The organism is Chryseobacterium binzhouense (assembly GCF_007474545.1).
Taxonomy (GTDB): domain Bacteria; phylum Bacteroidota; class Bacteroidia; order Flavobacteriales; family Weeksellaceae; genus Chryseobacterium; species Chryseobacterium binzhouense.
Window position 1 is genome coordinate 26,469 of the sequence record NZ_VKOG01000001.1, and the last position, 20,268, is coordinate 46,736.

The 20,268-nt window shown below is 36.3% G+C and carries 23 protein-coding genes; 14 read left to right on the plus strand and 9 right to left on the minus strand.

Annotated features, from left to right (window positions below; all coding sequences use genetic code 11):
- Positions 1–15: 15 nt before the first annotated feature.
- The 4 genes from FNE73_RS00120 to mobA all read right to left on the minus strand — a co-directional run bounded on the left by FNE73_RS00120 (position 16) and on the right by mobA (position 4,787).
- Positions 16–969, minus strand: coding sequence for a hypothetical protein (locus FNE73_RS00120; protein ID WP_228429811.1), 954 nt, complete (start codon positions 967–969; stop codon positions 16–18).
- A complete protein-coding gene (locus tag FNE73_RS00125; RefSeq protein WP_143882779.1) occupies positions 966–2,702 on the minus strand; it encodes a CFI-box-CTERM domain-containing protein in 1,737 nt (578 codons plus the stop codon). Before FNE73_RS00125 ends, FNE73_RS00120 begins: the two co-directional genes overlap by 4 nt.
- A 380-nt stretch (positions 2,703–3,082) precedes the next feature.
- Entirely contained in the window at positions 3,083–4,348 is a 1,266-nt protein-coding gene (gene mobB, locus FNE73_RS00130; RefSeq protein ID WP_143882780.1) for a conjugal transfer protein MobB, read from the minus strand.
- A 4-nt stretch (positions 4,349–4,352) separates the two neighbouring features.
- Positions 4,353–4,787: a conjugal transfer protein MobA gene (gene mobA, locus FNE73_RS00135; protein ID WP_143882781.1), complete on the minus strand. Its 435-nt coding sequence runs from the start codon at positions 4,785–4,787 to the stop codon at positions 4,353–4,355.
- A gap of 528 nt (positions 4,788–5,315) precedes the next feature.
- Here mobA and FNE73_RS00140 point away from each other — a divergent pair.
- From FNE73_RS00140 to FNE73_RS00155, 4 genes are all read left to right on the plus strand, one after another.
- A complete protein-coding gene (locus FNE73_RS00140) occupies positions 5,316–5,795 on the plus strand; it encodes a DUF3408 domain-containing protein (protein ID WP_143882782.1) in 480 nt (159 codons plus the stop codon).
- Between the two features lie 368 nt (positions 5,796–6,163).
- On the plus strand, positions 6,164–6,547 hold the full coding sequence (locus FNE73_RS00145) for a hypothetical protein (RefSeq protein WP_143882783.1): 384 nt from the start codon (positions 6,164–6,166) through the stop codon (positions 6,545–6,547).
- A 101-nt stretch (positions 6,548–6,648) separates the two neighbouring features.
- Positions 6,649–6,945, plus strand: coding sequence for a helix-turn-helix domain-containing protein (locus FNE73_RS00150; protein ID WP_143882784.1), 297 nt, complete (start codon positions 6,649–6,651; stop codon positions 6,943–6,945).
- Positions 6,942–7,223: a helix-turn-helix domain-containing protein gene (locus FNE73_RS00155; RefSeq protein ID WP_143882785.1), complete on the plus strand. Its 282-nt coding sequence runs from the start codon at positions 6,942–6,944 to the stop codon at positions 7,221–7,223. Before FNE73_RS00150 ends, FNE73_RS00155 begins: the two co-directional genes overlap by 4 nt.
- Before the next feature lie 4 nt (positions 7,224–7,227).
- Here the strand turns inward: FNE73_RS00155 and FNE73_RS00160 are convergent, their stop codons facing one another.
- Positions 7,228–8,037 carry an LEM-3-like GIY-YIG domain-containing protein gene (locus tag FNE73_RS00160; protein WP_143882786.1) on the minus strand — a complete coding sequence of 270 codons (810 nt, stop codon included), beginning with the start codon at positions 8,035–8,037 and terminating at the stop codon, positions 7,228–7,230.
- A gap of 82 nt (positions 8,038–8,119) precedes the next feature.
- Positions 8,120–9,370: a site-specific integrase gene (locus tag FNE73_RS00165; protein WP_143882787.1), complete on the minus strand. Its 1,251-nt coding sequence runs from the start codon at positions 9,368–9,370 to the stop codon at positions 8,120–8,122.
- Between the two features lie 439 nt (positions 9,371–9,809).
- Between FNE73_RS00165 and pgi the strand changes: the two genes are divergently transcribed.
- The 9 genes from pgi (at position 9,810) to FNE73_RS00210 (ending at position 17,225) form a co-directional block, all read left to right on the plus strand.
- Entirely contained in the window at positions 9,810–11,450 is a 1,641-nt protein-coding gene (pgi, locus tag FNE73_RS00170; protein ID WP_143882788.1) for a glucose-6-phosphate isomerase, read from the plus strand.
- Between the two features lie 41 nt (positions 11,451–11,491).
- A complete protein-coding gene (locus FNE73_RS00175) occupies positions 11,492–11,710 on the plus strand; it encodes a hypothetical protein (RefSeq protein ID WP_143882789.1) in 219 nt (72 codons plus the stop codon).
- Entirely contained in the window at positions 11,700–11,990 is a 291-nt protein-coding gene (locus FNE73_RS00180; protein WP_143882790.1) for a type II toxin-antitoxin system RelE/ParE family toxin, read from the plus strand. The genes FNE73_RS00175 and FNE73_RS00180 overlap by 11 nt, the downstream gene beginning before the upstream one ends.
- Before the next feature lie 29 nt (positions 11,991–12,019).
- Entirely contained in the window at positions 12,020–12,904 is an 885-nt protein-coding gene (locus FNE73_RS00185; RefSeq protein WP_143882791.1) for a bifunctional 5,10-methylenetetrahydrofolate dehydrogenase/5,10-methenyltetrahydrofolate cyclohydrolase, read from the plus strand.
- Between the two features lie 7 nt (positions 12,905–12,911).
- The gene (locus FNE73_RS00190) at positions 12,912–13,541 is read left to right on the plus strand and encodes a 7-carboxy-7-deazaguanine synthase QueE (protein WP_143882792.1); all 630 of its coding nucleotides are present in this window, start codon (positions 12,912–12,914) and stop codon (positions 13,539–13,541) included.
- A 43-nt stretch (positions 13,542–13,584) separates the two neighbouring features.
- Positions 13,585–14,955: an exopolysaccharide biosynthesis polyprenyl glycosylphosphotransferase gene (locus FNE73_RS00195; RefSeq protein ID WP_143882793.1), complete on the plus strand. Its 1,371-nt coding sequence runs from the start codon at positions 13,585–13,587 to the stop codon at positions 14,953–14,955.
- 80 nt (positions 14,956–15,035) lie between these two features.
- Positions 15,036–15,788, plus strand: a complete 753-nt coding sequence (locus tag FNE73_RS00200; protein ID WP_143882794.1) for an MlaE family ABC transporter permease — start codon at positions 15,036–15,038, stop codon at positions 15,786–15,788.
- Positions 15,788–16,603, plus strand: a complete 816-nt coding sequence (locus FNE73_RS00205) for an ABC transporter ATP-binding protein (protein ID WP_143882795.1) — start codon at positions 15,788–15,790, stop codon at positions 16,601–16,603. Before FNE73_RS00200 ends, FNE73_RS00205 begins: the two co-directional genes overlap by 1 nt.
- Positions 16,587–17,225, plus strand: coding sequence for an outer membrane beta-barrel protein (locus FNE73_RS00210; protein ID WP_143882796.1), 639 nt, complete (start codon positions 16,587–16,589; stop codon positions 17,223–17,225). The genes FNE73_RS00205 and FNE73_RS00210 overlap by 17 nt, the downstream gene beginning before the upstream one ends.
- Before the next feature lie 34 nt (positions 17,226–17,259).
- Here the strand turns inward: FNE73_RS00210 and FNE73_RS00215 are convergent, their stop codons facing one another.
- Together FNE73_RS00215 and FNE73_RS00220 are read right to left on the minus strand one after the other, a co-directional pair.
- Positions 17,260–17,571, minus strand: coding sequence for a hypothetical protein (locus tag FNE73_RS00215; protein WP_143882797.1), 312 nt, complete (start codon positions 17,569–17,571; stop codon positions 17,260–17,262).
- A gap of 60 nt (positions 17,572–17,631) precedes the next feature.
- The gene (locus FNE73_RS00220) at positions 17,632–18,438 is read right to left on the minus strand and encodes a M48 family metallopeptidase (RefSeq protein ID WP_143882798.1); all 807 of its coding nucleotides are present in this window, start codon (positions 18,436–18,438) and stop codon (positions 17,632–17,634) included.
- 98 nt (positions 18,439–18,536) lie between these two features.
- Here FNE73_RS00220 and FNE73_RS00225 point away from each other — a divergent pair, with 98 nt between their 5' ends.
- Positions 18,537–19,085 carry a DUF4251 domain-containing protein gene (locus FNE73_RS00225; RefSeq protein WP_143882799.1) on the plus strand — a complete coding sequence of 183 codons (549 nt, stop codon included), beginning with the start codon at positions 18,537–18,539 and terminating at the stop codon, positions 19,083–19,085.
- Here FNE73_RS00225 and meaB read toward each other — a convergent pair.
- A complete protein-coding gene (gene meaB / locus FNE73_RS00230) occupies positions 19,082–20,065 on the minus strand; it encodes a methylmalonyl Co-A mutase-associated GTPase MeaB (protein WP_143882800.1) in 984 nt (327 codons plus the stop codon). The two genes, FNE73_RS00225 and meaB, sit on opposite strands and share 4 nt — an antisense overlap.
- Between the last annotated feature and the right edge of the window lie 203 nt (positions 20,066–20,268).

Here is a 20,268-nt window from a genome sequence, read left to right on the forward strand (position 1 = left end):
TGCTTTTATAGAGTATTAAATCCCGACAGAAACTTCAATCTGTGCAGTTTGTATCATTTTTTCATTATAATTTACTTGTGGAATCAGTACTTTTGTGATGATTTCAGAGCCTTTTTCCAAATTTTCATCAGGAATTGAACTTGCTACAATTACTTTCATTCCTTGATGGAACTGTTTTCCTAATAATTCAGGCATTTCATAACCGTTAGCAGCAAGGTTGTCTTTGAGTTTTCCTACGGAACGTGACAATTGCTTTAATCCTTTTGTTCCTGCATCCATAAGATTGATATTTCTTTCAATCAAATTAATTTCACTTGCTACTTTTAGGGCTAATGAATGGTCAGGTTCGGCATTTGGATTGGCAGGAGCTTCCGCTTTTTGCTGTTCAAGTAACTGTAATTGACTTTCTATTAAGTCGGTTTGTTTACCGAATTCTTTAACCAAACTTTCTTCAATAGATGTTTTGGTTTGGCTCAATTGTTCTATCACTTCGCTTTTATCAGTTTTCTGTCTTCTGCTTAATAGCCAATAGATAATCCCTGAAACAAGAATTGCCAAAAGCACACCGATAATTCCATAGAGTGAACTCTTGCTTAATGATTGTGATATTTCGGATATTTTATTTTGGCTAATATCGTTTGTTTCTTTAATTTCAATACCAAGTTTATCAGCCGTTTCCGTGATAGATTTACTATTTATTTCAGTTTGATTTTTCAAACTGTCAATACTAATGGTAGCATCTGAAAGTCGTGTATTCAAATTGCTAATTTCCGTCTTCAATTTGGTGTTTTCGCTTTGAAGATTTTGAATATTGGTCTTTAATAAACTGTTGTCTTTCTGAAGATTCTCCATTTGAATTTTCAAAGGTTTCAGTTCCTTGTCCAAATCATCTTTGTCAAGATTTCCGTTTTGGGCAAAAAGCATTATGCCAACTAAACAGAATATTGATGTTAGTAGATATTTTCTCATCTAATAATTTTTATAAATTGGTTTAAAGTCTTACGAATAAATGAGTTGATTGTCGTTTGATTTTTCAATACAGACACAAGTTTTGGAGAAATGAAATAATAAGCTTTGATAAATAATTTTCCTCCAACTGTTTTATTCAAAACTTCATCTCTAAATCTTCTCAACTCTAATACTTGTGGATGATCGTAACTACCGTAAGCCATTGTTGCAATATAACATCCTCCACTTCCAGAAGAGGTGTTACGCCCACCACCTGTGTTGACTTGTGATAGTTGGCTTTTAAGACCTGACAATGAATTTTTATTTTGATTTACACGAGTTCTAAAGTCAGCCCTCAAATCCATTGCAGAAATAGTATTGGAAACTTCCCAAGCTTCGTTTACTCTTTCTTTTAAAAGGAAAATTGCCGCTAATTTTGTAGCATTATCGTACGTCTTTGAAAATTGTTCTTGAAGTTTGTTGATTTCAGATACACATTTACCTTGTGCATCCGAAGCGATTCTTGAACTTAACCCAAGATATATTTCATCATTACTACCTAATGTAGTTTTCACATTTGATAAATAAGGTCGTGCATTATTCAACAACTGTTTGGCATTGCTGACAGTATCTGATTTCCTCTCAAATTCATCAATCAGATTCTTTAATCTTTCAAAATCGAAAGCGATTCGTTGTTGCTTTTCCCTTTCTGGTTTCGTATCAATCCATTCTTGCAAGCTTTCAGTATTTTCCTGTATTCTTTGACGGACGACACTTCCCAAAGCTAAAGATTTCGCTTTTCGGAATAAATCCATTGTGTAGCTACTTGGGTCGGTATTGCTATCTCTGTAATGTTTGAAATAGTCTATCCCACATTGTAGTATTTCGTCAGCGACTTTGTCTGAAACAGAGGAAAACTTAATATCAGAAGCACCCAAAATGGATTTCAGTTGCTTGATATTTTCAATGGTTTGTTGATATAAGGTATTCCCGTTACTTACCGCATTGGCTTTATTAGCTTTTCGTTTGGTTTTGGATTCTTCAATCAATCTCTCTACCTGTTCAATGGGTTTCTGTACAAAGCTTTTCAGGAAATCTTGTTTCGCAGAAAATTGTAGTTTACTAACTATTTCAACAAATTTAATTACAGAGATTTTCCTATTGTATTCTATGTCCGAAAAAAGCTGATTGAGAAAAGAAAGTTGTAAATCCTTTTTACTTGGCTTATAGGTAGAGTCTGCTACAGTTGAAACGAAATTATGAACCAAATCACTTTCGAGAAAAAATATTCCTCCTGCGATTGCATTATTAAGATTTCCATTTGGTCTGATTATATTGAGAACCGCACAATTATGAAAAGCGGAATAGTTTTTTTCGGTTACAGGTTTCCAAAATCTTTTTCCGTCTTCTTTGGTGTCAGTTATTAATTTATCCCAAATCTGATAAGCAGTTTCAATGTCGCCGTCTTTTAGGGCTTCAAAAGCAGGTTCATCAGTTATAGTATTTCCTTTATAAAACCAAAAGAGTGATGCAGACATTTTATCGCTGTCCAGATTCAATTTTGATACTGCGCTTTCTACATCTGCAATTGTTCGGGGTAGTTCCCCAAGTATTGGGAAGCTATAATCTTCATCAGGTTCTTGTTCGGCTTCTATATATTGTTTAAGCCGTCTTACCTGTCGGTCTTGTTCTCTTGCTGTTGCTCCAACAAGTAACCCTGTAATTCGGTAAGGGTTGTTTAGTATTGATTTCATTATAATTTCTACGGTCTTGCAATTTATATTCGTTTTATTTGACTTCCTTACGGAAAACCGTAAAGAGCAAAAAAACAGCGTAGGCTAATTCCCATTGTTCGTCATAGAGGTCCTTGCAAAACCCGAAGCACGAAGCAAAAAGGAACGCCCACGCTTTACCGTAGGCGTTTCCACTTTTACTCTCCTGTGCTTCTGTAGAAAATTTGCAAGGTTTCTATGACAGGAATTTAAAGCGAAACGCTATAATTATATGTCTATTTTCTTTTGTTTTTTTAACTCATTAAAACTTGTTTTTTGCTTTTGCAAAGATATAAAAAATACCTTATTGATTCTATCATCAAGGTATTTAAGTTCGTCAAGGAGAGAAATCAAAATGCTCGTTACAACCTCCTGCCTTTCTTCTTTTTCTTCTTCATTCGGTTTGCAAACTGTTCTTCTTCGTAGTCCTCGCCTTGTGCTTGGGGCAACAGGCTGAACAATCCCAAATCAGAACTCTGCGAATGCTCCTGCGTGATAAAATCGAAAAGGTCTTTTGTCGGTTGGTTGTCTATCGTGTCCGTATTGGAAACAGGGCTGTTCTGTGCTTTCAATTCGGGTTTGTTTCCGTTGTTCCACCAATCGTTGAACAGATTGGCAGACAGGTTTCGGTCTAACTGTGAAGCGTTCCAAACAGTACGGCTACCATTGTCAATAAAAGTGATACCGTAAATCCGTCCGTTATCGTTCCTGCGGACAACTGTCTGAATATTCTGTTCGGCAAGTTGCTTTTTAAATTCCTTTTCGTTGTCTGTGGTATGAATGGCAAGCTCCACCGCATTTTTGAGAACAGACCTCGCAGGATTGGTTTTCATTTTCTCTTTGGATTGCTCAAAGTACCGTTGTAATCCGTTTATTCCTGCGTGTTTGCCAAACAAAGATGCTTTGAACGGATTGCTTACCTTTTCTCCCTTATCGTTCAAAGCGAAATATACCAATCCGTGTACAGGCTCTCCGTTACGTTCGCCTTTTATTTCCTCTGCCGTAATATTCAAAAACGAAAGCAAAGCGTTGTATGTTCCAATGCTTGTGTATTGGTAATACTTCGGCAGGTGTCTCACTACCGAAGCGATTTGACTTTTTATATCGCCTTTCTGCTGTTCTACCTTTTTGAAAATCTTATCGGTTTGTTTCTGCTCCTGCTCGGTGGCTTTGTGTAGGTTGTATTTGGTTTCCAAATCCCGACAGACAGCCATTGAACGTGGGTGGTCATAATCATCGGGGATTTTTTTGCCGTCAATGCCCACGCAGGTAGAAACAATGTGTATATGCGTGCGGTCAATGTCCGTATGTTTGAAAACAATATACGGCTGATTGCCGTAGCCCATACGCTCCATATATTCCTGTGCCATTTCGGTAAATTGTTCATCGCTAACCTTGTCTTTCGGGTCGGGGTTCAATGAAATGTGCCGTACCGTTTTTTCCGTTTTGATATTGGCAGACAAATACGGTTCAAAACATTTATTAAAATACGCTACGGAATACCTGCCGTTCATTGTGTCAGGTATCTTGTTCAGCAACAAAACTGCTCCATTCTCATTGTCCACTTTCTGCTGATTGTACAGAATCGCTCCGTACATATTGCTTCCCTTTCCGATTTTTGCAATCATTTTTCTACTCTTTATTTAGATATTTTTTCTCAAATTCTTCGGTAAGAATTAAAACCTTTAGCAATAATTCTTTCATTTCTTTGGTATCCTTTTCCAATTTAAAGAGGTATGCCGATGCTTTTTTATCTGAAAAATTAGAATTTAAAAGCTTTACAATCTGATTGTAATTAGTTGCTATTCCTCTAAACTGACCAAAAAATTGGGTCAATCCTGCGTGGTACTCTATCGCATCCATATCAATTTTGACAGTCTTAACCGTCTTCTGAAAGATACAGGCTGTAATAAAATGAGCCGTTACTTTCATTCCCGACTGGTCAAAAAGTGCAAGGAACTTGGCATTGTCCTCATCATTTAAGTTAAAGGAATACCGATGTACCGCAGGGTCAATCTTCGGTTTTCTTCCTGTCTTTTTAACCTGTTTTCTGTCTTTCTCTTCCATAATAAATCCATTTTAATTTTTAAACAAACGGGCGACTTCGGAGCCGTTTCCAGCCCCCTGCAAGGGCAAGTGCTTTTGAGGTGCCGAAATTCATTTCGAGGACCTCAAGAGATAACTTGCTCTGAACAGGGGTTCAGAAAATCCGTCCTGCGGAACGGATTGGAGTTAGCCGAAAAACCAACCGCTTCCGTTTGCAAAGTTCGGTAAGACTATTTGAAATACAGCTATTTACAACCACGACAATGAACGCCAAATAGTGCCACTGACTGCCACCCTGATTAAGATTGGGACTGCTTTTATTTCCTTTGTGTATGATTAGCTGGCTGATTGGTTACAACTTTAATGAAATAGCCAAACAGCATAAATCCCGATAGCAAATCGGTGTGATTGATTGCAGACGGATTACGGATTTTTCAGTTAATGAAACAGCTAATTAAGGGTATGCAGGTGCATAGGTGCAATGATATATACAACTGACTGTTCAGCTAACCAAACAGCTAATTTGAGGTAACATTAAAAATAAGCGATATGATACACGAAGAAAACAAAAAACAGCAAGACGAAACAGAGGATTTTTCTATGGATAATTTTCTGCCCGATGAAAGAAAAAAAACTGTACAAACGCAACAGGACAGGTTTACCCGACCACAAATAGACGAGGAAGCGATTATGAGGGTAATGGCAGGGGAAGAAACTGCGGAAGTGGTAAGAGAACGTATGAAGCAATCCGCAAGCAATCCCAAACGAACAACCGCAAAGCCAAAGAAGCTGACCAAAGAGGACTACTGCGAACAGTTCTTTAAAATCCCGACCACAACGGCAAGCAAAGGTAAATCGGTCTATGTTCGGCAGGAGTACCACGATAAGTTTAACAGGCTTACCAATATTATGAGAATTGACAAGCTGACGATTTATGCGTATCTGGACAATATTATTGAATACCATTTTCAGGAGTTCGGGGAATTGATTAGCGAAATCTACAACGATAAGCACAAACCGTTGTTTTGATTGTGGGGCGGTGTCGGGTTTGGTGCGTTGCTCCCTCTTAAAATTATTTTCCAAAAGAAAAAAACAGAAAAAAAAGAAAGCCAATCAAACAAGGCGGACAGGCGGAAAAACCAAAAGGAAACGGAATAAGTCCCGAAGGGTGGCAGGGGCAACACAACAAATTCGGCGAAGCCACCTTATTTGCCCTGCCATTATGCCGTAGTCTTTTGGTTGGGTGGTGCGGTGGCTGTCCGCCTTACCTTTGCTACCTTTTTATTCTTTTTTGGAAGTGATTTTATAATGCCTTTGACTGCCAAATACTGCCACTAAATGCCAAAGGAAAACAAAACATTCCCTTGTGTTCTATATTGGGCAAAAATTTTGAACCTATGGCACAAAAAGCAACAACCGACAAAGAACGGAAAGAGAAAGAGCAAATCAAGAAAAAAGAGCATAACCCTTTGATACAGGTTGATAAGCACGGCGACCCGATTTCCAATTTCATCGCCAACTTTAAACGCCAATTCAGGGAAGCAAAAGGCTTATTAAATTGGGGCAAGCTGTTCGGGGGCAAACGTACTGAACCGCCAAAACAACCTGTCGAACCCAAAAGCGTGATAGGTGCGACAAAAACGGTTATCCGTTCGGATTACAAAAACACTGACAACAGTCAAGCCGTAAAAGTCAATAAAAAGCCTGCTTTGAGAATGGGCAATACAATCAAAACGCAACAGGCTCGCCCGAAAAATAACAAACCAAAATTGGGATTGTAGTACAGTATTCGGCAACTGAACGCCAAATGCTACCTCTGACTACAACATTAGGAAGTCCTGTATAAGTACCTTATACATTTGAAGTCTAAATTGATTAGAATATGGAAATAACGGTTTTAGACATTCAGATTTTGAAAGCATTGCACAAGGAAGTAAAGGAAATTTCCAATCTGATTGCGGAAATGACTGCACCCTACAAGGCATTGCAACAGGCAACGAAATGGCTCGACCAACAGGAAGCCTGCCAACTGCTGAACATTAGCAAACGCACATTACAGACGTATAGAGCAAAGGGTATTCTTGGGGCAACGCAAATCAATCGGAAAACGTATTTCAGATTATCCGAAGTGGAATTACTTATGCAGGGAGAGCGACCATTAAAAAAGCAAAAGAAATGAAACAGATTGGAAATTCAAACGAGGATATGCTTGCCCTGCTCGAAGCTGTGGTAGGTATCAAAAATGAACTGCTGTATATCAGGGAATATTTCCACCCTCTGTTGCAGGGGGAAATCTACCTGACAGGCGAACAGGTCTGCGAAATGTTGCATATCAGCAAACGGACATTGCAACAGTACAGAGATGACGGAATGATACCGTTTATCAAGCTCGAACGGAAAATCCTTTTCCGTGAAAGTGATATTATCAAGGTGTTGGAAGATAACTATCAGCGTTAGGCGATTAAACCCCGTCATTTGCAAACCCCTTGTTGGTGGCGGGTGTTTTTTCAAAATAACGAATTGGGTTTGCCATTCCTTTAATTTTAGGAACTTCCTTATTCATATATATTTCGAGAATTTCTTTTGAAGTAATTTCTGAACCCTCAAATCCCCACCTTTTCACACCTCTATTTTCAATATCTTGAACCCATTTTTCAGGTTTAAATACCGCTCTTATTACACCTTTATATTCGGCTAAAACGAAATCGGAATTTTCTGCTCTGTTTTTGTCTAATACCCACCAACCTCTGGTTGCTTCATAAATATTTGGTCTGTCATAAATTGGGTTATCACTTTTCTTTTTTCGTTTATTGTCGTATGTTTTGTTTATATTGATTACTAAAACGTTATGTTTAATATCTTCTTGTTTTAACACTTCACAATTGTAAAGTATTTCACACTCATTGACAGTTTTAATTCCTTGATTAAATGAATAATGTCCAGCAACAATATTTGAAATTTTCGCAACCTCAGCAAAATCCTTAAAAGTTAAAAAATCAATTAAAACAGCTTCAACTATTAGTGCTTCATTTTCTTCTAATCCGTGTCGAACTATAAAATGTTTTACTTTTAGATTTTCTTGTTTTATGGCTCTTATAATCTCTAATTTTTCAGTTCCGATTAGGTTAAATATCGCTTCATTAATATGAGAAAAAACACGATTTCCATAACCTTTACCAACATAGAATATTTTATTATCTCTTGGGTCTATTAGAATATAAACATAAGATTTTAATTCTTCTTGTGTCTTTTGTGAAAATTGTTCAATCATAATTTGTTGTTTTATTGACTTCAAAAATACAAAAAACCAATGCAAAAAACTGCATTGGCTTTCTTTAATCGCTTTGTTGATTTCAGAGCTGTGCCACAAAAGACCGTTCCAACCCTTTAAATCTGTGCGATACCTTTTGCATATCCTTACCAACTTTTTCGTTGAGTATCTTGGCGTAAATCTGCGTGGTGGCAATATTCTTATGCCCTAACATTTTGCTCAAACTTTCCAACGGAACACCCTCGCTCAAAAACAACGTGGCAAACGTATGGCGTGCCAAATGAAAGGTTACTTTCTTTTCTTTCAGGCAGTCGATTTGTTCGGATATTGTTCTTAACCTATCGTTGCAGTAACTGTTTGACGGAACAGGGAAAACCCTGCCGTCCTTTGACAGTCCTGCATACTTTTCGATAATCATTTTGGGAATATCCAAAAGCATTACATTGGACGATGTAGCTGTCTTTCTCCTGCGGACGATAATCCATTGATTACCGTCAAAAAACTCCTGAAGATTGCCGTTTTTCAATCCTTTTATATCCGAATAGGAAAGACCTGTAAAGCAACTGAAAACAAACAGGTCTTTAACCAATTCGTCTTTCTTTTTCTCGCAGTTGAACGCTACGAGCTGTTCCAACTCGTTCCGCAACAGGTAACCTCTGTCTTTGTCCTTTTTGGTGTTTTTGTACTCGCTGAACGGATTAAAGGCAAGGTGCTTTCTACTCATTGCCAATCGGCAGAGCGTAGTAAAATTTATCATATAGAGCCAAATCGTATTATGGTCTATACCTATATCGTTCCGCAGATAGTAATCAAAATCGTGTACAAATTCGGAAGTAAGGTCGTGAAAGGTTATGTCGCTATAACCGTACTTTGCAAGGGTAAAATTCCGCAGGTGTTTTAAATGCGTTTTGTATCTGCTAAGTGTGCCATTTACCCGAAGTCCGCTGTTTACCTTTTTTTCAAAATCTGCTATAAACTGTTCGTAGAATTTGAAAAAGGTCAATTCTCCGCTTTCCATTCCGAGAAAGGTGTTTTTCAATTTCGCACTGCTTACCGTTCCCTCGTTTTTTAGGATTTTGGAATAACATTCCTCTATACCTAAACGGATTTTGTCGAGTTTGCCGTTTACCTCTTGAGCTTCTCGGCTTTTTCCCAAAACCCTGCCGTACTTCAAATCCCAATTAGTTGCGGAAATATCCAACTTGGTACTGAATGCAGACTGTTTGCCGTTTACGGTAACTCGGCACATAATAGCAACCTTTCCGTTTTTCTTCGGGGCGTTCTTTTTAAGGTAGAACAATACCTTAAACGTTGATTTTTTTGTCGTTTCCATACTCACAATTCATTAATGTAAAATTAAACTTTAGTGAGCCACGAAACAATATGAAAAACTATGCAAATCGCTGAAATACAACGGAATAAATAGTTTTGTTTCGATGTTTGAAAGTAACGAAATAGTAACCTTACTCTTTCCGAACCTCGCTAATTACTGCCGATTGCTACATTACCAAAAAATCTGAAAACAGTCGTAAATCCTTTATTTACAAATGCTTTGCCCTTTATTATTCTTTGATGTATTTTTGCTGAAAATTTATTTTAAAGTATGTCTCATAAAATCCTAGTTTAGAGAACTGTTTTGGATTTTTAATCCGCAATTAACATCATTGCATGAAAATTCCGTAAATTTGCGGTTTAAAACATATTGCCTGGATTTCAGCAAAATTCTGCCTGATACTATAGAAATTCAGCTTATTAAAACTTAAACTTAATTTATGTTATCTAAAATAAATCCTACTCAAACCAATAGCTGGAAGGCTCTGGATGATCATTTCGGGAATAATGACTTTGATTTAAGAAGCCTTTTTCAATATAATCCGAACCGTTTTGATGAATTTTCAATTAAAAAACCTAACTTTTTATTCGATTATTCTAAAAATTTAATTGATTCAAGAACAAAAGAGCTTTTGCTGAACCTCGCTGAAGAATGTCATTTAAAGGACGCCATTTCCAAGATGTTTGCGGGAGATAAAATCAATGAAACGGAAGGAAGAGCTGTTCTCCACACTGCTTTGAGAGATTTTTCAGATAAAGAAATTTTGGTTGACGGTGAAAATATCAAGCCTCAGATCAAAAGAGTTCTGGCTCATATGAAATCTTTTTCCGAAAGCATCATTTCAGGAGATCATAAAGGTTTCACAGGAAAAGAAATTACAGATGTGGTGAACATCGGAATCGGAGGTTCAGATTTGGGACCAGTGATGGTAGTTTCTGCTTTAAAGCATTTTAAAAAAAGGTTAAACGTTCATTTTGTTTCCAATGTAGACGGAAATCATTTGGCGGAAGTGGTAAAAACTTTAAATCCTGAAACAACTTTATTCATTATTGCTTCCAAAACATTTACGACACAGGAAACAATGACGAATGCCAATTCTGCGAAAGACTGGTTCTTGAAAGCCGGAAAACAGGAAGATGTAGCAAAACACTTTGTTGCTTTATCAACTAACATTCAAGCAGTTAAAGACTTCGGAATTGCAGAAGAAAATATTTTTGAATTTTGGGATTGGGTTGGCGGAAGATACTCGCTTTGGAGTGCAATCGGCTTAAGTATTGTTCTTGCAGTAGGTTACGGAAATTTTGAGGAGCTATTAAGAGGAGCTTACGATACAGACCAACATTTCCAGACAGCAGATTTTAGTGAAAACATTCCGGTTTTAATGGGATTAATTGGAATTTGGTATCGTAACTTTTATGCAGCGACTACTCATGCAATCCTTCCGTACTCACAATATTTAGACCGTTTTCCTGCTTATTTTCAGCAGGGAGATATGGAAAGCAATGGAAAATGTGTGGACAGAAACGGTGAATTTGTAGAATATGAGACAGGACCGATCATTTGGGGAGAGCCGGGAACAAACGGACAACACGCTTTCTATCAGTTGATTCATCAGGGAACAGAATTAATTCCGGCAGATTTTATTGCCTATGCGAAAAGCCCGAATAAAGTTTCTGACCATCAGGATAAATTACTAGCGAACTTTTTTGCTCAGACTGAGGCACTTGCATTCGGAAAAACAGAAGAAGAAGTTGAGGAAGAATTAAGAAATTCAGGAAAATCTGATGAGGAAATTGATTTCTTGTTAAACTATAAAGTCTTCCACGGAAACACTCCAACTAACTCAATACTAATCAACGAATTAACTCCTTTTTCATTAGGACAGTTAATTGCTTTGTATGAGCATAAAATTTTCGTTCAGGGGGTGATCTGGAATATTTTCAGTTTCGACCAGTTCGGTGTGGAATTAGGAAAAGTTTTAGCGAATAAAATTTTACCGGAACTTGAAAGCAATGAAACAGTTAATTCTCACGATTCTTCAACCAACGGATTGATTAATTATTATAAAGCAAATAAATAATTATTGCTGATTTTCGTTAATTTTGATAAAAAATAAAAGATATGAGTACCATTACAATACATCTGAAAGATAAAGAAGAGGAAACTTTAATGGAAAATCTTTTGAAAAAAATGAAGATCAGCTTTGAAAAAAATGAGGATGATTTTGAACTGACGAATGAAATGAAAAGAGTGATTGATGAAGCTTTAAAACAAGACAGATCAAAAGCAATAGATGGCAAAGAATCTTTAAAAAGAATCAGAGCTAAATATGGACTTTAATTATAAATTTTTGCCCACTGCCGAAAAAGAAATTGAAGAAGCAACAAATTATTATGCTGATACCTCGGTAAAAGTTTTAAAAAACTTCAATAAACAATTAGACCTGGCAATTGATAGAATAATTACAAATCCGTATTTTCAGAAAAGGCACAGAAATGTAAGAGCTTTCACTGTAAAGAAATTTCCTTACATTATTTTCTATGAAATTAGTGAAGATGAAATAATGATTTATATCCTCTCCGTCTTCTGCACACACCAGAATCCGGAAAAATATCCATAAAAATCTAATAAAAAGTAATAAAAGTAAAAATGGCACAAATTCTTGACGGATTAAAAGTATCCAAAGAAATAAAACAGGAAATTAAGGCTGAAGTAGAAAAAATCATTGCCAACAAAAGAAGAGCGCCGCATTTGGTAGCGATTCTTGTTGGAAATAACGGAGCGAGTAAGGCTTACGTAAATGCAAAGGTAAAAGATTGTGAAGAGGTGGGATTTCAGTCAAGCTTAATTAAATTTTCAAGCACCGTTTCAGAATCTGAATTATTGGAAAAGATCGACGAATTAAATAAGTCGAAAGCGGTAGACGGATTTATCGTTCAGCTACCGTTACCAAAACAGATCGATCAGGAAAAAATTATCAACGCAATTGATCCGAGAAAAGATGTTGACGGGTTTCACCCTGAAAATTTCGGAAAAATGGCTTTGGAAATGGATACGTTCCTACCGGCAACACCGTTTGGAATTTTAACGTTGCTGGAAAGATACAATATTGAAACAAAAGGTAAAGACTGTGTCATTATTGGAAGAAGTAAAATCGTTGGAAGACCGATGAGTATTTTAATGGGAAGAAAAGATTTCCCGGGAAATTCTACGGTAACGTTAACGCACTCTTACACAAAAGACATCGAAGAATATACTAAAAAAGCTGACATCGTAATTACCGCTCTAGGAGATCCCCACTTTTTAAAAGGCGAAATGATTAAAGACGGAGCTGTAATTGTGGATGTGGGCATTACAAGAGTAGACGATGATTCTCCGAAAGGATATTATTTGGCGGGTGACGTAGATTTCGATAGCTGCGCGGCAAAAGCAAGTTGGATTACGCCAGTTCCGGGAGGAGTTGGACCTATGACCAGAGCAATGCTGATGAAAAACACCATCATTGCGTATAAAACTTCGGTCTATAACGACTAATTTTAAAATGAATTTAACAGAAGAAATATTATTAAAAGAAGGTAAAATGCTCCCTGTAATGGAGCATTTTTACACTCTTCAGGGAGAAGGAGCGCATACCGGAAAAGCAGCCTATTTCATCAGATTAGGTGGTTGTGACGTCGGTTGCCATTGGTGCGATGTAAAAGAAAGCTGGGATCCGAATTTACATCCGTTAATGAATGCAGAAGAAATTGCAGAAACTGCAGCTAAACATTGTAAAACAATTGTTTTAACAGGCGGAGAACCTCTGATGTGGAATCTTGATATTTTAACAGGAAAGCTAAAAGAATTAGGATGTTCTATTCATATCGAAACTTCAGGTGCTTATCCGATGAGCGGACAAATCGACTGGATTACCCTTTCGCCAAAGAAAACAGGACTTCCGAAAGAGGAAATTTACGCCAAAGCACATGAGCTTAAAGTAATTGTTTTCAATAACAACGATTTTAAATTTGCACAGGAACAGGCTGCAAAAGTTTCCGAAAACTGCACGTTGTATCTTCAGAGCGAATGGAGTAAAAGGGATGAAATGTATCCTAAAATTACAGATTTTATTTTAGAAAATCCGCAATGGAGAGCTTCAGTTCAGACCCACAAGTATCTCAATATTCCATAAAATTATCTATCTTCGCTTCTGCGGTTTGTTTCAATAAGCATCAATGCAAAGAATAAGATACTCACGTTATCTCAAAACAGCGATTATATTGCTAGACCTTTTGGTGATTGCAATGGTATTCGTCTATTATTTTATCAGTACCAACCGAGATCTGGTACATGACAGAGATTTGTGGTACGAAAATTCCTTTCCTTTGCTTCTGGTGATTTTTTTCTGGATCTTATTAAGCGGAAGAACAAAAATTTACAATATTTCGCGAAATCTTACTTATATTCTGTTTGTAGAGAGAATCATTACTCATTTTCTTCTTTTTACAATTGGTTTGGTTCTAATCAGAAAAGTGAGTGCCAATCAGTTTTTCGGATCCGAACTGACCTGGCTTTCGTTGTCTCTTTTCTTTCTGATATTTGTGATAAAATCTGTTGTCTACTTTTCCATACGATTTATCCGTTCTAAAGGGATCAATCACAGAAATGTTATGTTTCTGAACGAAACAGATTCTACCAATGTTTTAAAGAAAATCATTAAAGACAGAAAAGATTTTGGATATAAAATATTCGACTATAACCAACGTGAATTAAACAAAGAAAATCTGGCAGATTTTTGGAAAAAAAACGGAATACATACTCTTTTCATTCCCACAGAAAATCAGTTAAGCCCGTCTGAACAAAGTGAAATTTTCCTTCTTGCCGAGGCAAGCAAAGTGCATATCACCCTTATTCCCAGCATTTCAAAAAATAGTTTTTTCTTTTATGATTTAGGCTATATAGAAACACAGCCGGTTCTGAATCAGGCAAAATATCCGTTAGATTATTATTCTAATTTTTTATTAAAGAGGGGCTTTGATATTGTTTTTTCCATATTGGTCCTAGTTTTGATTTGTTCATGGTTGTTTCCGATTATTGCATTTTTAATCAAGAGAAGTTCACAGGGACCTGTTTTCTTTATCCAGAAAAGATATGGGTATCATGAAGAGATATTCAATTGTATTAAATTCCGTACAATGGTGGTAAATGAAGATTCTTCCAAAAAGACAACGGAAGAAAATGATGTAAGAATTACCGCGATAGGAAAGTTTCTGAGGAAAACAAGCTTGGATGAGATGCCTCAGTTTATTAATGTGCTGAAAGGTGAGATGTCTGTTGTGGGACCAAGACCTCACATGCTGGCTGTAGACAATTTTTACAAGCCAAAAATTGGCAGATATACTCTCAGAAGCCATGCTTATCCCGGGATAACAGGCTTAGCACAGATAAAAGGACTTCGTGGAGACAGCGGTAATGTAGAAATAGAAATGAATAAGAGAATTCTTGCTGATTCTTTTTATATAAGAAACTGGAGTTTTGTGATGGATTTAGCTATTATCCTCAAAACAATTATATTGATTATAAAAGGAGATAAAAAAGCAAAATAAATTAATAAGGATAATATAATGCTGTGATTGCACATCTTATCCAACATCTAAAATTCAATAAAATAGCCTAATTTAGCAGAATGTTAAAAAAGTTTTTTACAGCAATAGGAGAATACATGTTGCTTCTTGGTAAATCCATACAGAAACCACAAAAAATGAGGGTTTTCTGGAAGCTTCTTATGCGTGAAATCAATGATTTGGGAGTCAACTCTTTCGGGTTGGTTATTTTTACTTCCATTTTCGTAGGAGCAGTTGTTGCCATTCAGATGTTTAATAATTTTGATGCATCATCATTCCCTATTCCTCCTTCATTTGTAGGATATGCTACAAAAGCGGTTTTGGTTTTGGAGTTTTCTCCTACCATCATCAGTTTGATATTAGCCGGAAAAGTAGGCTCATATATTGCATCAAGTATCGGAACCATGAGAGTTTCAGAACAAATTGATGCTTTGGATATTATGGGAGTTAACTCCCCAAACTTTCTAATTTTCCCTAAAATTATTGCGTGTGTAATTTTCAACCCGCTGCTCATTGCCATAAGTATTGTTTTTGGTATTGGCGGTGGATATATTGCAGGAATCCTTACAGGAAACTGGACTACAGCGGATTATATTAATGGTATACAGATGTATATGCCCAATCTCTTTATTTATTATGCATTCAGTAAAACAATAGTCTTTGCATTTATAATCGCCACCGTACCTTCATATTTCGGATATTTTGTAAACGGAGGATCGCTGGAAGTAGGTAGAGCCAGTACACAGGCAGTAGTCTGGACAATGGTTTTCATTATTATTTCCGAATTAATTCTAACGCAGTTAATATTAAGCTAATGATTGAGGTAAAAGATCTGAAGAAGAGTTTTGAAACCGTGGAAGTCCTTAAAGGAATTACCACAACATTTGATGAAGGAAAAGTAAACCTGATCATTGGACAGAGCGGCTCCGGTAAAACGGTTTTCCTGAAAAGTCTGCTTAATGTTTACCAGCCTTCCTCAGGAGAAATTTTGTTTGACGGAAGGAATATTAATGTGATGAACAGAGAGGAAAAACAGCAGCTGAGAGCGGAAATAGGAACCGTATTTCAGGGAAGTGCACTTTTTGATTCTCTTACAGTAGAAGAAAATATTATGTTCCCGCTAGATATGTTTACCAATCTGACTTTCAGAGAAAAGAAAAGAAGAGTTTTTGAGGTAATAGGAAGAGTTCATCTTGACAAAGCCAACAAAAAATTCCCATCTGAAATTTCAGGGGGAATGCAGAAGCGTGTAGCCATTGCAAGAGCTATCGTAAATAATCCTAAATACCTGTTTTGCGACGAGCCAAATTCGGGTTTGGATCCTTATACATCTAACATTATTGATGATTTGTTACTTGAAATTACCCAAGAATACAATACCACTACTATCATCAATACCCATGATATGAATTCTGTAATGACTATAGGTGAAAAAATTGTTTATCTACGGCTTGGCATTAAAGAATGGGAAGGAAACAAAGATATTCTGATCACTGCAGGGAACAAAAATCTTATTGATTTCGTTTATTCATCAGAATTATTTAAAGAATTAAGAGAATATCTTTTAGAGAATAATAAAACAATTGATAATACAATCACCAAATTTGAAGATAATGAAAAAAATAATTAGTGCCGCTTTTATAGGCTTTAGTATGTTAGCCTCAGCGCAAATTTCATTAGCTGGTAAAGCCAATGTTTTGATTCCTACAAGTTCTGCTTCATGGAAGAATCTTAAAACGGCTGCAACCAATGCTGTAGAACAAAAAGGTAAAAATATTACCGGTTTCAACGTAGGTCTATCATTAAAAATTGATTTGCCTACTGCTCTATATGTAATGCCGGAAATCTACTATACCAATTTCAGCAATGAAGTGACGGTAAAGAATGATGCAAATGCAGATCAGACCACCATTAAAGCAAAAAGCAGCAGAGTTGATATCCCTGTATTGGTTGGTGTAAATCTTCTAGGAAATATGCTCAGTGCTTATGCAGGTCCGGTTGGAAGTTTCAATCTGGCAAAGGATGATAACTTTGATAATTTTATTCAGAAAGTGAACACAAAATCTTTTACAGTTGGTTATCAGCTAGGATTGCAAAGTGAAATTTCCAAAGTAATACTATCTGCAAGATATGAAGGTGCATTTTCTAAAGATCAGAGAAAATTTATCAATAGTGTTGCAGGCTCCGATCAGGAGATTAATTACGACAACAGATCAAGTCTCTTTTTACTTGGTTTAGGGTATAAATTCTAAGAAATAATTGCTTTACAATAAAAAATCCTCAAAATTATATTTGAGGATTTCTTTTTTGCTGTTCCAGTTCAGCTTTCTGTTTTTCAATTTCCAAAGTCTGTCTTTCCAGTTCTTCTTTTTCTTTTTGAAGCTGCTTAAATTCTCTTCTTTTTGCTTCAGCCTTAATAGCACTTCCTTTACTGATGTATCCGATCATACCACCAAAAATCAGCCCTATCCCGATACCCGCCATCACACCCATTACATGAGAAATCGTAATTTTCTCTACAGTAAAGTCTGTGGTGAGATAAAAAAGTAAAGCTGATACTGCAAGAAGTATCATTCCGACTACTGTAATGCTTTTCATAACTTTAAAATATTGAAGCCTTTTCAAAACTCATCAGAAAAGGCTTTTGTTATTATCTACTTAAGATTTTCCGCCTGCTGCTCTGTAATACTCCAAAGCTTTTGGCAGATCTTTCTGAATATCACTTATTCTGGTCTGCGGACTTGGGTGAGTTGACAAAAATTCCGGCTGTCTGTTTCCTGATGACTGAGCCTCCATTCTACTCCAAAAAGGTATTGCCTGTCTAGGATCGTATCCGGCAATAGCCATTAAATTCAACCCCATTTCATCTGCCTCAGATTCCTGAGTTCTTCCGTATTTTAAAAGTGCAACCTGAGATCCAATAGGATATGCTGCTTCAAAAACTCTTGCAAGCTGTGCATTAGAAATAGTTCCTCCCAAAATAGCACCTCCATATTGCGCCACCATTGCCTGAGAAATTCTTTCATTACCATGACCAGCCAAAGCATGGGCAACTTCGTGTCCCATCACAACAGCAAGACCTGTTTCGTCTTTCGTAATTGGCAAAATTCCTGTATAAACGGCTACTTTTCCACCAGGCATACACCATGCATTTACCTGATTATCCTGTAAAAGATTAAATTCCCATTGGTAATTTGCAAGATCTGAACTCCTTCCGATGCTTGAATAATATTTTTCTGCTGCCAGCTTAATATTATTTCCCACTTTTTTAACCATTTGAGACTGTGCTCCGGTTACTACTTTTGCTTCTTTCAATGTCTGCTGATATTGCTGAACTGCTGCAGTAGTAATTTGTGGGTTTAAGGTTCCTATCTGTAAAGATTTCCTTCCCGTCATCGGATTTGTAGTACAAGCTGCAACTGCTAAAGCGATTGCTCCTATTCCTAATAAATGTGTAATTTTCATAAATATGTTTATTATATCTCATGCTTTACAATTTCTGTTCCAAAATATTTATTTTAGTTGCACAGATTTTGATAGATAAATTTACTAAATTTATTGTCATGAAAAAATACATAAAAATACTTTCCATATTGTCAGTCTTTGTTTTCCTATATAATTGTAATGCTCAAGGAAAAGCAGAATCTCAGATTGCTAATACCCTTATCACCAGCGAAGAGTTTACATTTCATGCAGAAAGAGCTCTTCCCATGAATCAGGATGTTATTAATATTGTTAATACAATGCCTAATCCGGCAGCTCAAAGAATTTTTGATCTGTCAGGAGAAGGATATTCTATAGAAATCAGAAAAAATGTTCTGGATGTTGCATTGCCTTATTTCGGAAGAACATTTAATCCGGGCTATGGAACAACAGATAACAGTTACCGGTTTACTTCCAAAGATTACACGCTTACAAAATCGCAAAGCAAAAAAGGGAACTGGATTATCAAAATCAAGCCGAATGATGTGAAAAATGTTTCGGAAATATTTATTGATGTTTCTAAAAACGGAAAGGCTTCTACCTCAATACAAAGTAATGACAGGCAGCCGATTACATATAACGGATATATTTCTCAAAATGAAGAAGTTAAAGAGAAAAAGATTGATTAATCTTTACTGAGAAATTTCTCAACAAACAATTTTGCTTCGGTACTGGGATTTGAAACCAGCATCGAAGCATTTTTTTTATGCTGAATATAAGATTGTTCTGCTGAATCACCGTTTTTAACCGAAGCAAGAATAAATTCCTGAACCCAATATTCAAACCTTTTTTCTGCCTGATATTTTCTCACAGCTTCAAATCGGTCTGTTTTCTTTTTTAAATTTATAAAATCATCAATTTTTTGATAAACATCTGTTAAGCCTTCATTTTTTAATGCAGAACCCAGCAATACCGGAACTTTCCAGTCTTTTTCTTTTGCCGGGAGAAAATCTAAAGCACGTTTTAGTTCAAGCTTGGTATTTTTGGCTTTTTGAAGATTATTTTCATCCACTTTATTAATGAAAACAACATCCACCATTTCCATTATTCCGCGTTTAATACCCTGAAGTTCATCTCCGCCGCCAATTATTTTCAGAAATAAAAAAACATCCGTAATATCAGACACCAAAACTTCCGACTGCCCCACTCCTACCGTTTCAATTAAAATATAATCGTAACCTGCAGCTTCACAAATCATCATCGTCTCGAAAGTCGTATTGGCAACACCGCCCAAAAATCCTGAACTTGGAGAAGGGCGAATAAAAGCATTTTCCTCTTTAGCCAGTTCTTCCATTCTGGTTTTATCACCCAAAATGCTTCCTTTATTGATTGCCGAACTTGGGTCAATAGCCAAAACAGCGACTTTTTTACCTTTAGCAATAGCCAGCCTGCCGAAATTCTCTATAAAAGTAGATTTTCCGGCTCCCGGAACGCCTGTAATTCCTATCCGGATTGATTTTCCTGTAAAAGGAAGAATTTTCTTCAAAAGCTCTTCTGCCTGAATTCGATGTTCGGGTTTTGTACTTTCAACCAAAGTAATAGCTTTGCCAATCAGGCGTTTATTACCTGACTGTATTCCTTCAATAAGTTCTTCCGTAGAAAATTTCATCTGATAATGATCGGTTAGAAACAATTTTGATTAATTCATTCAAAAATATAAAATAACCTTCAAAAAGATTGTCTGATTTAATTTTAATTCTTCTAAATTAAATTGCAAACAGAAGTCTGCATCATAATTTCATTATTTTTGTTTACATAAATTATTAAAAACAATATACAATCGCATTATTTTAAACCAAAAATTGATCGAAA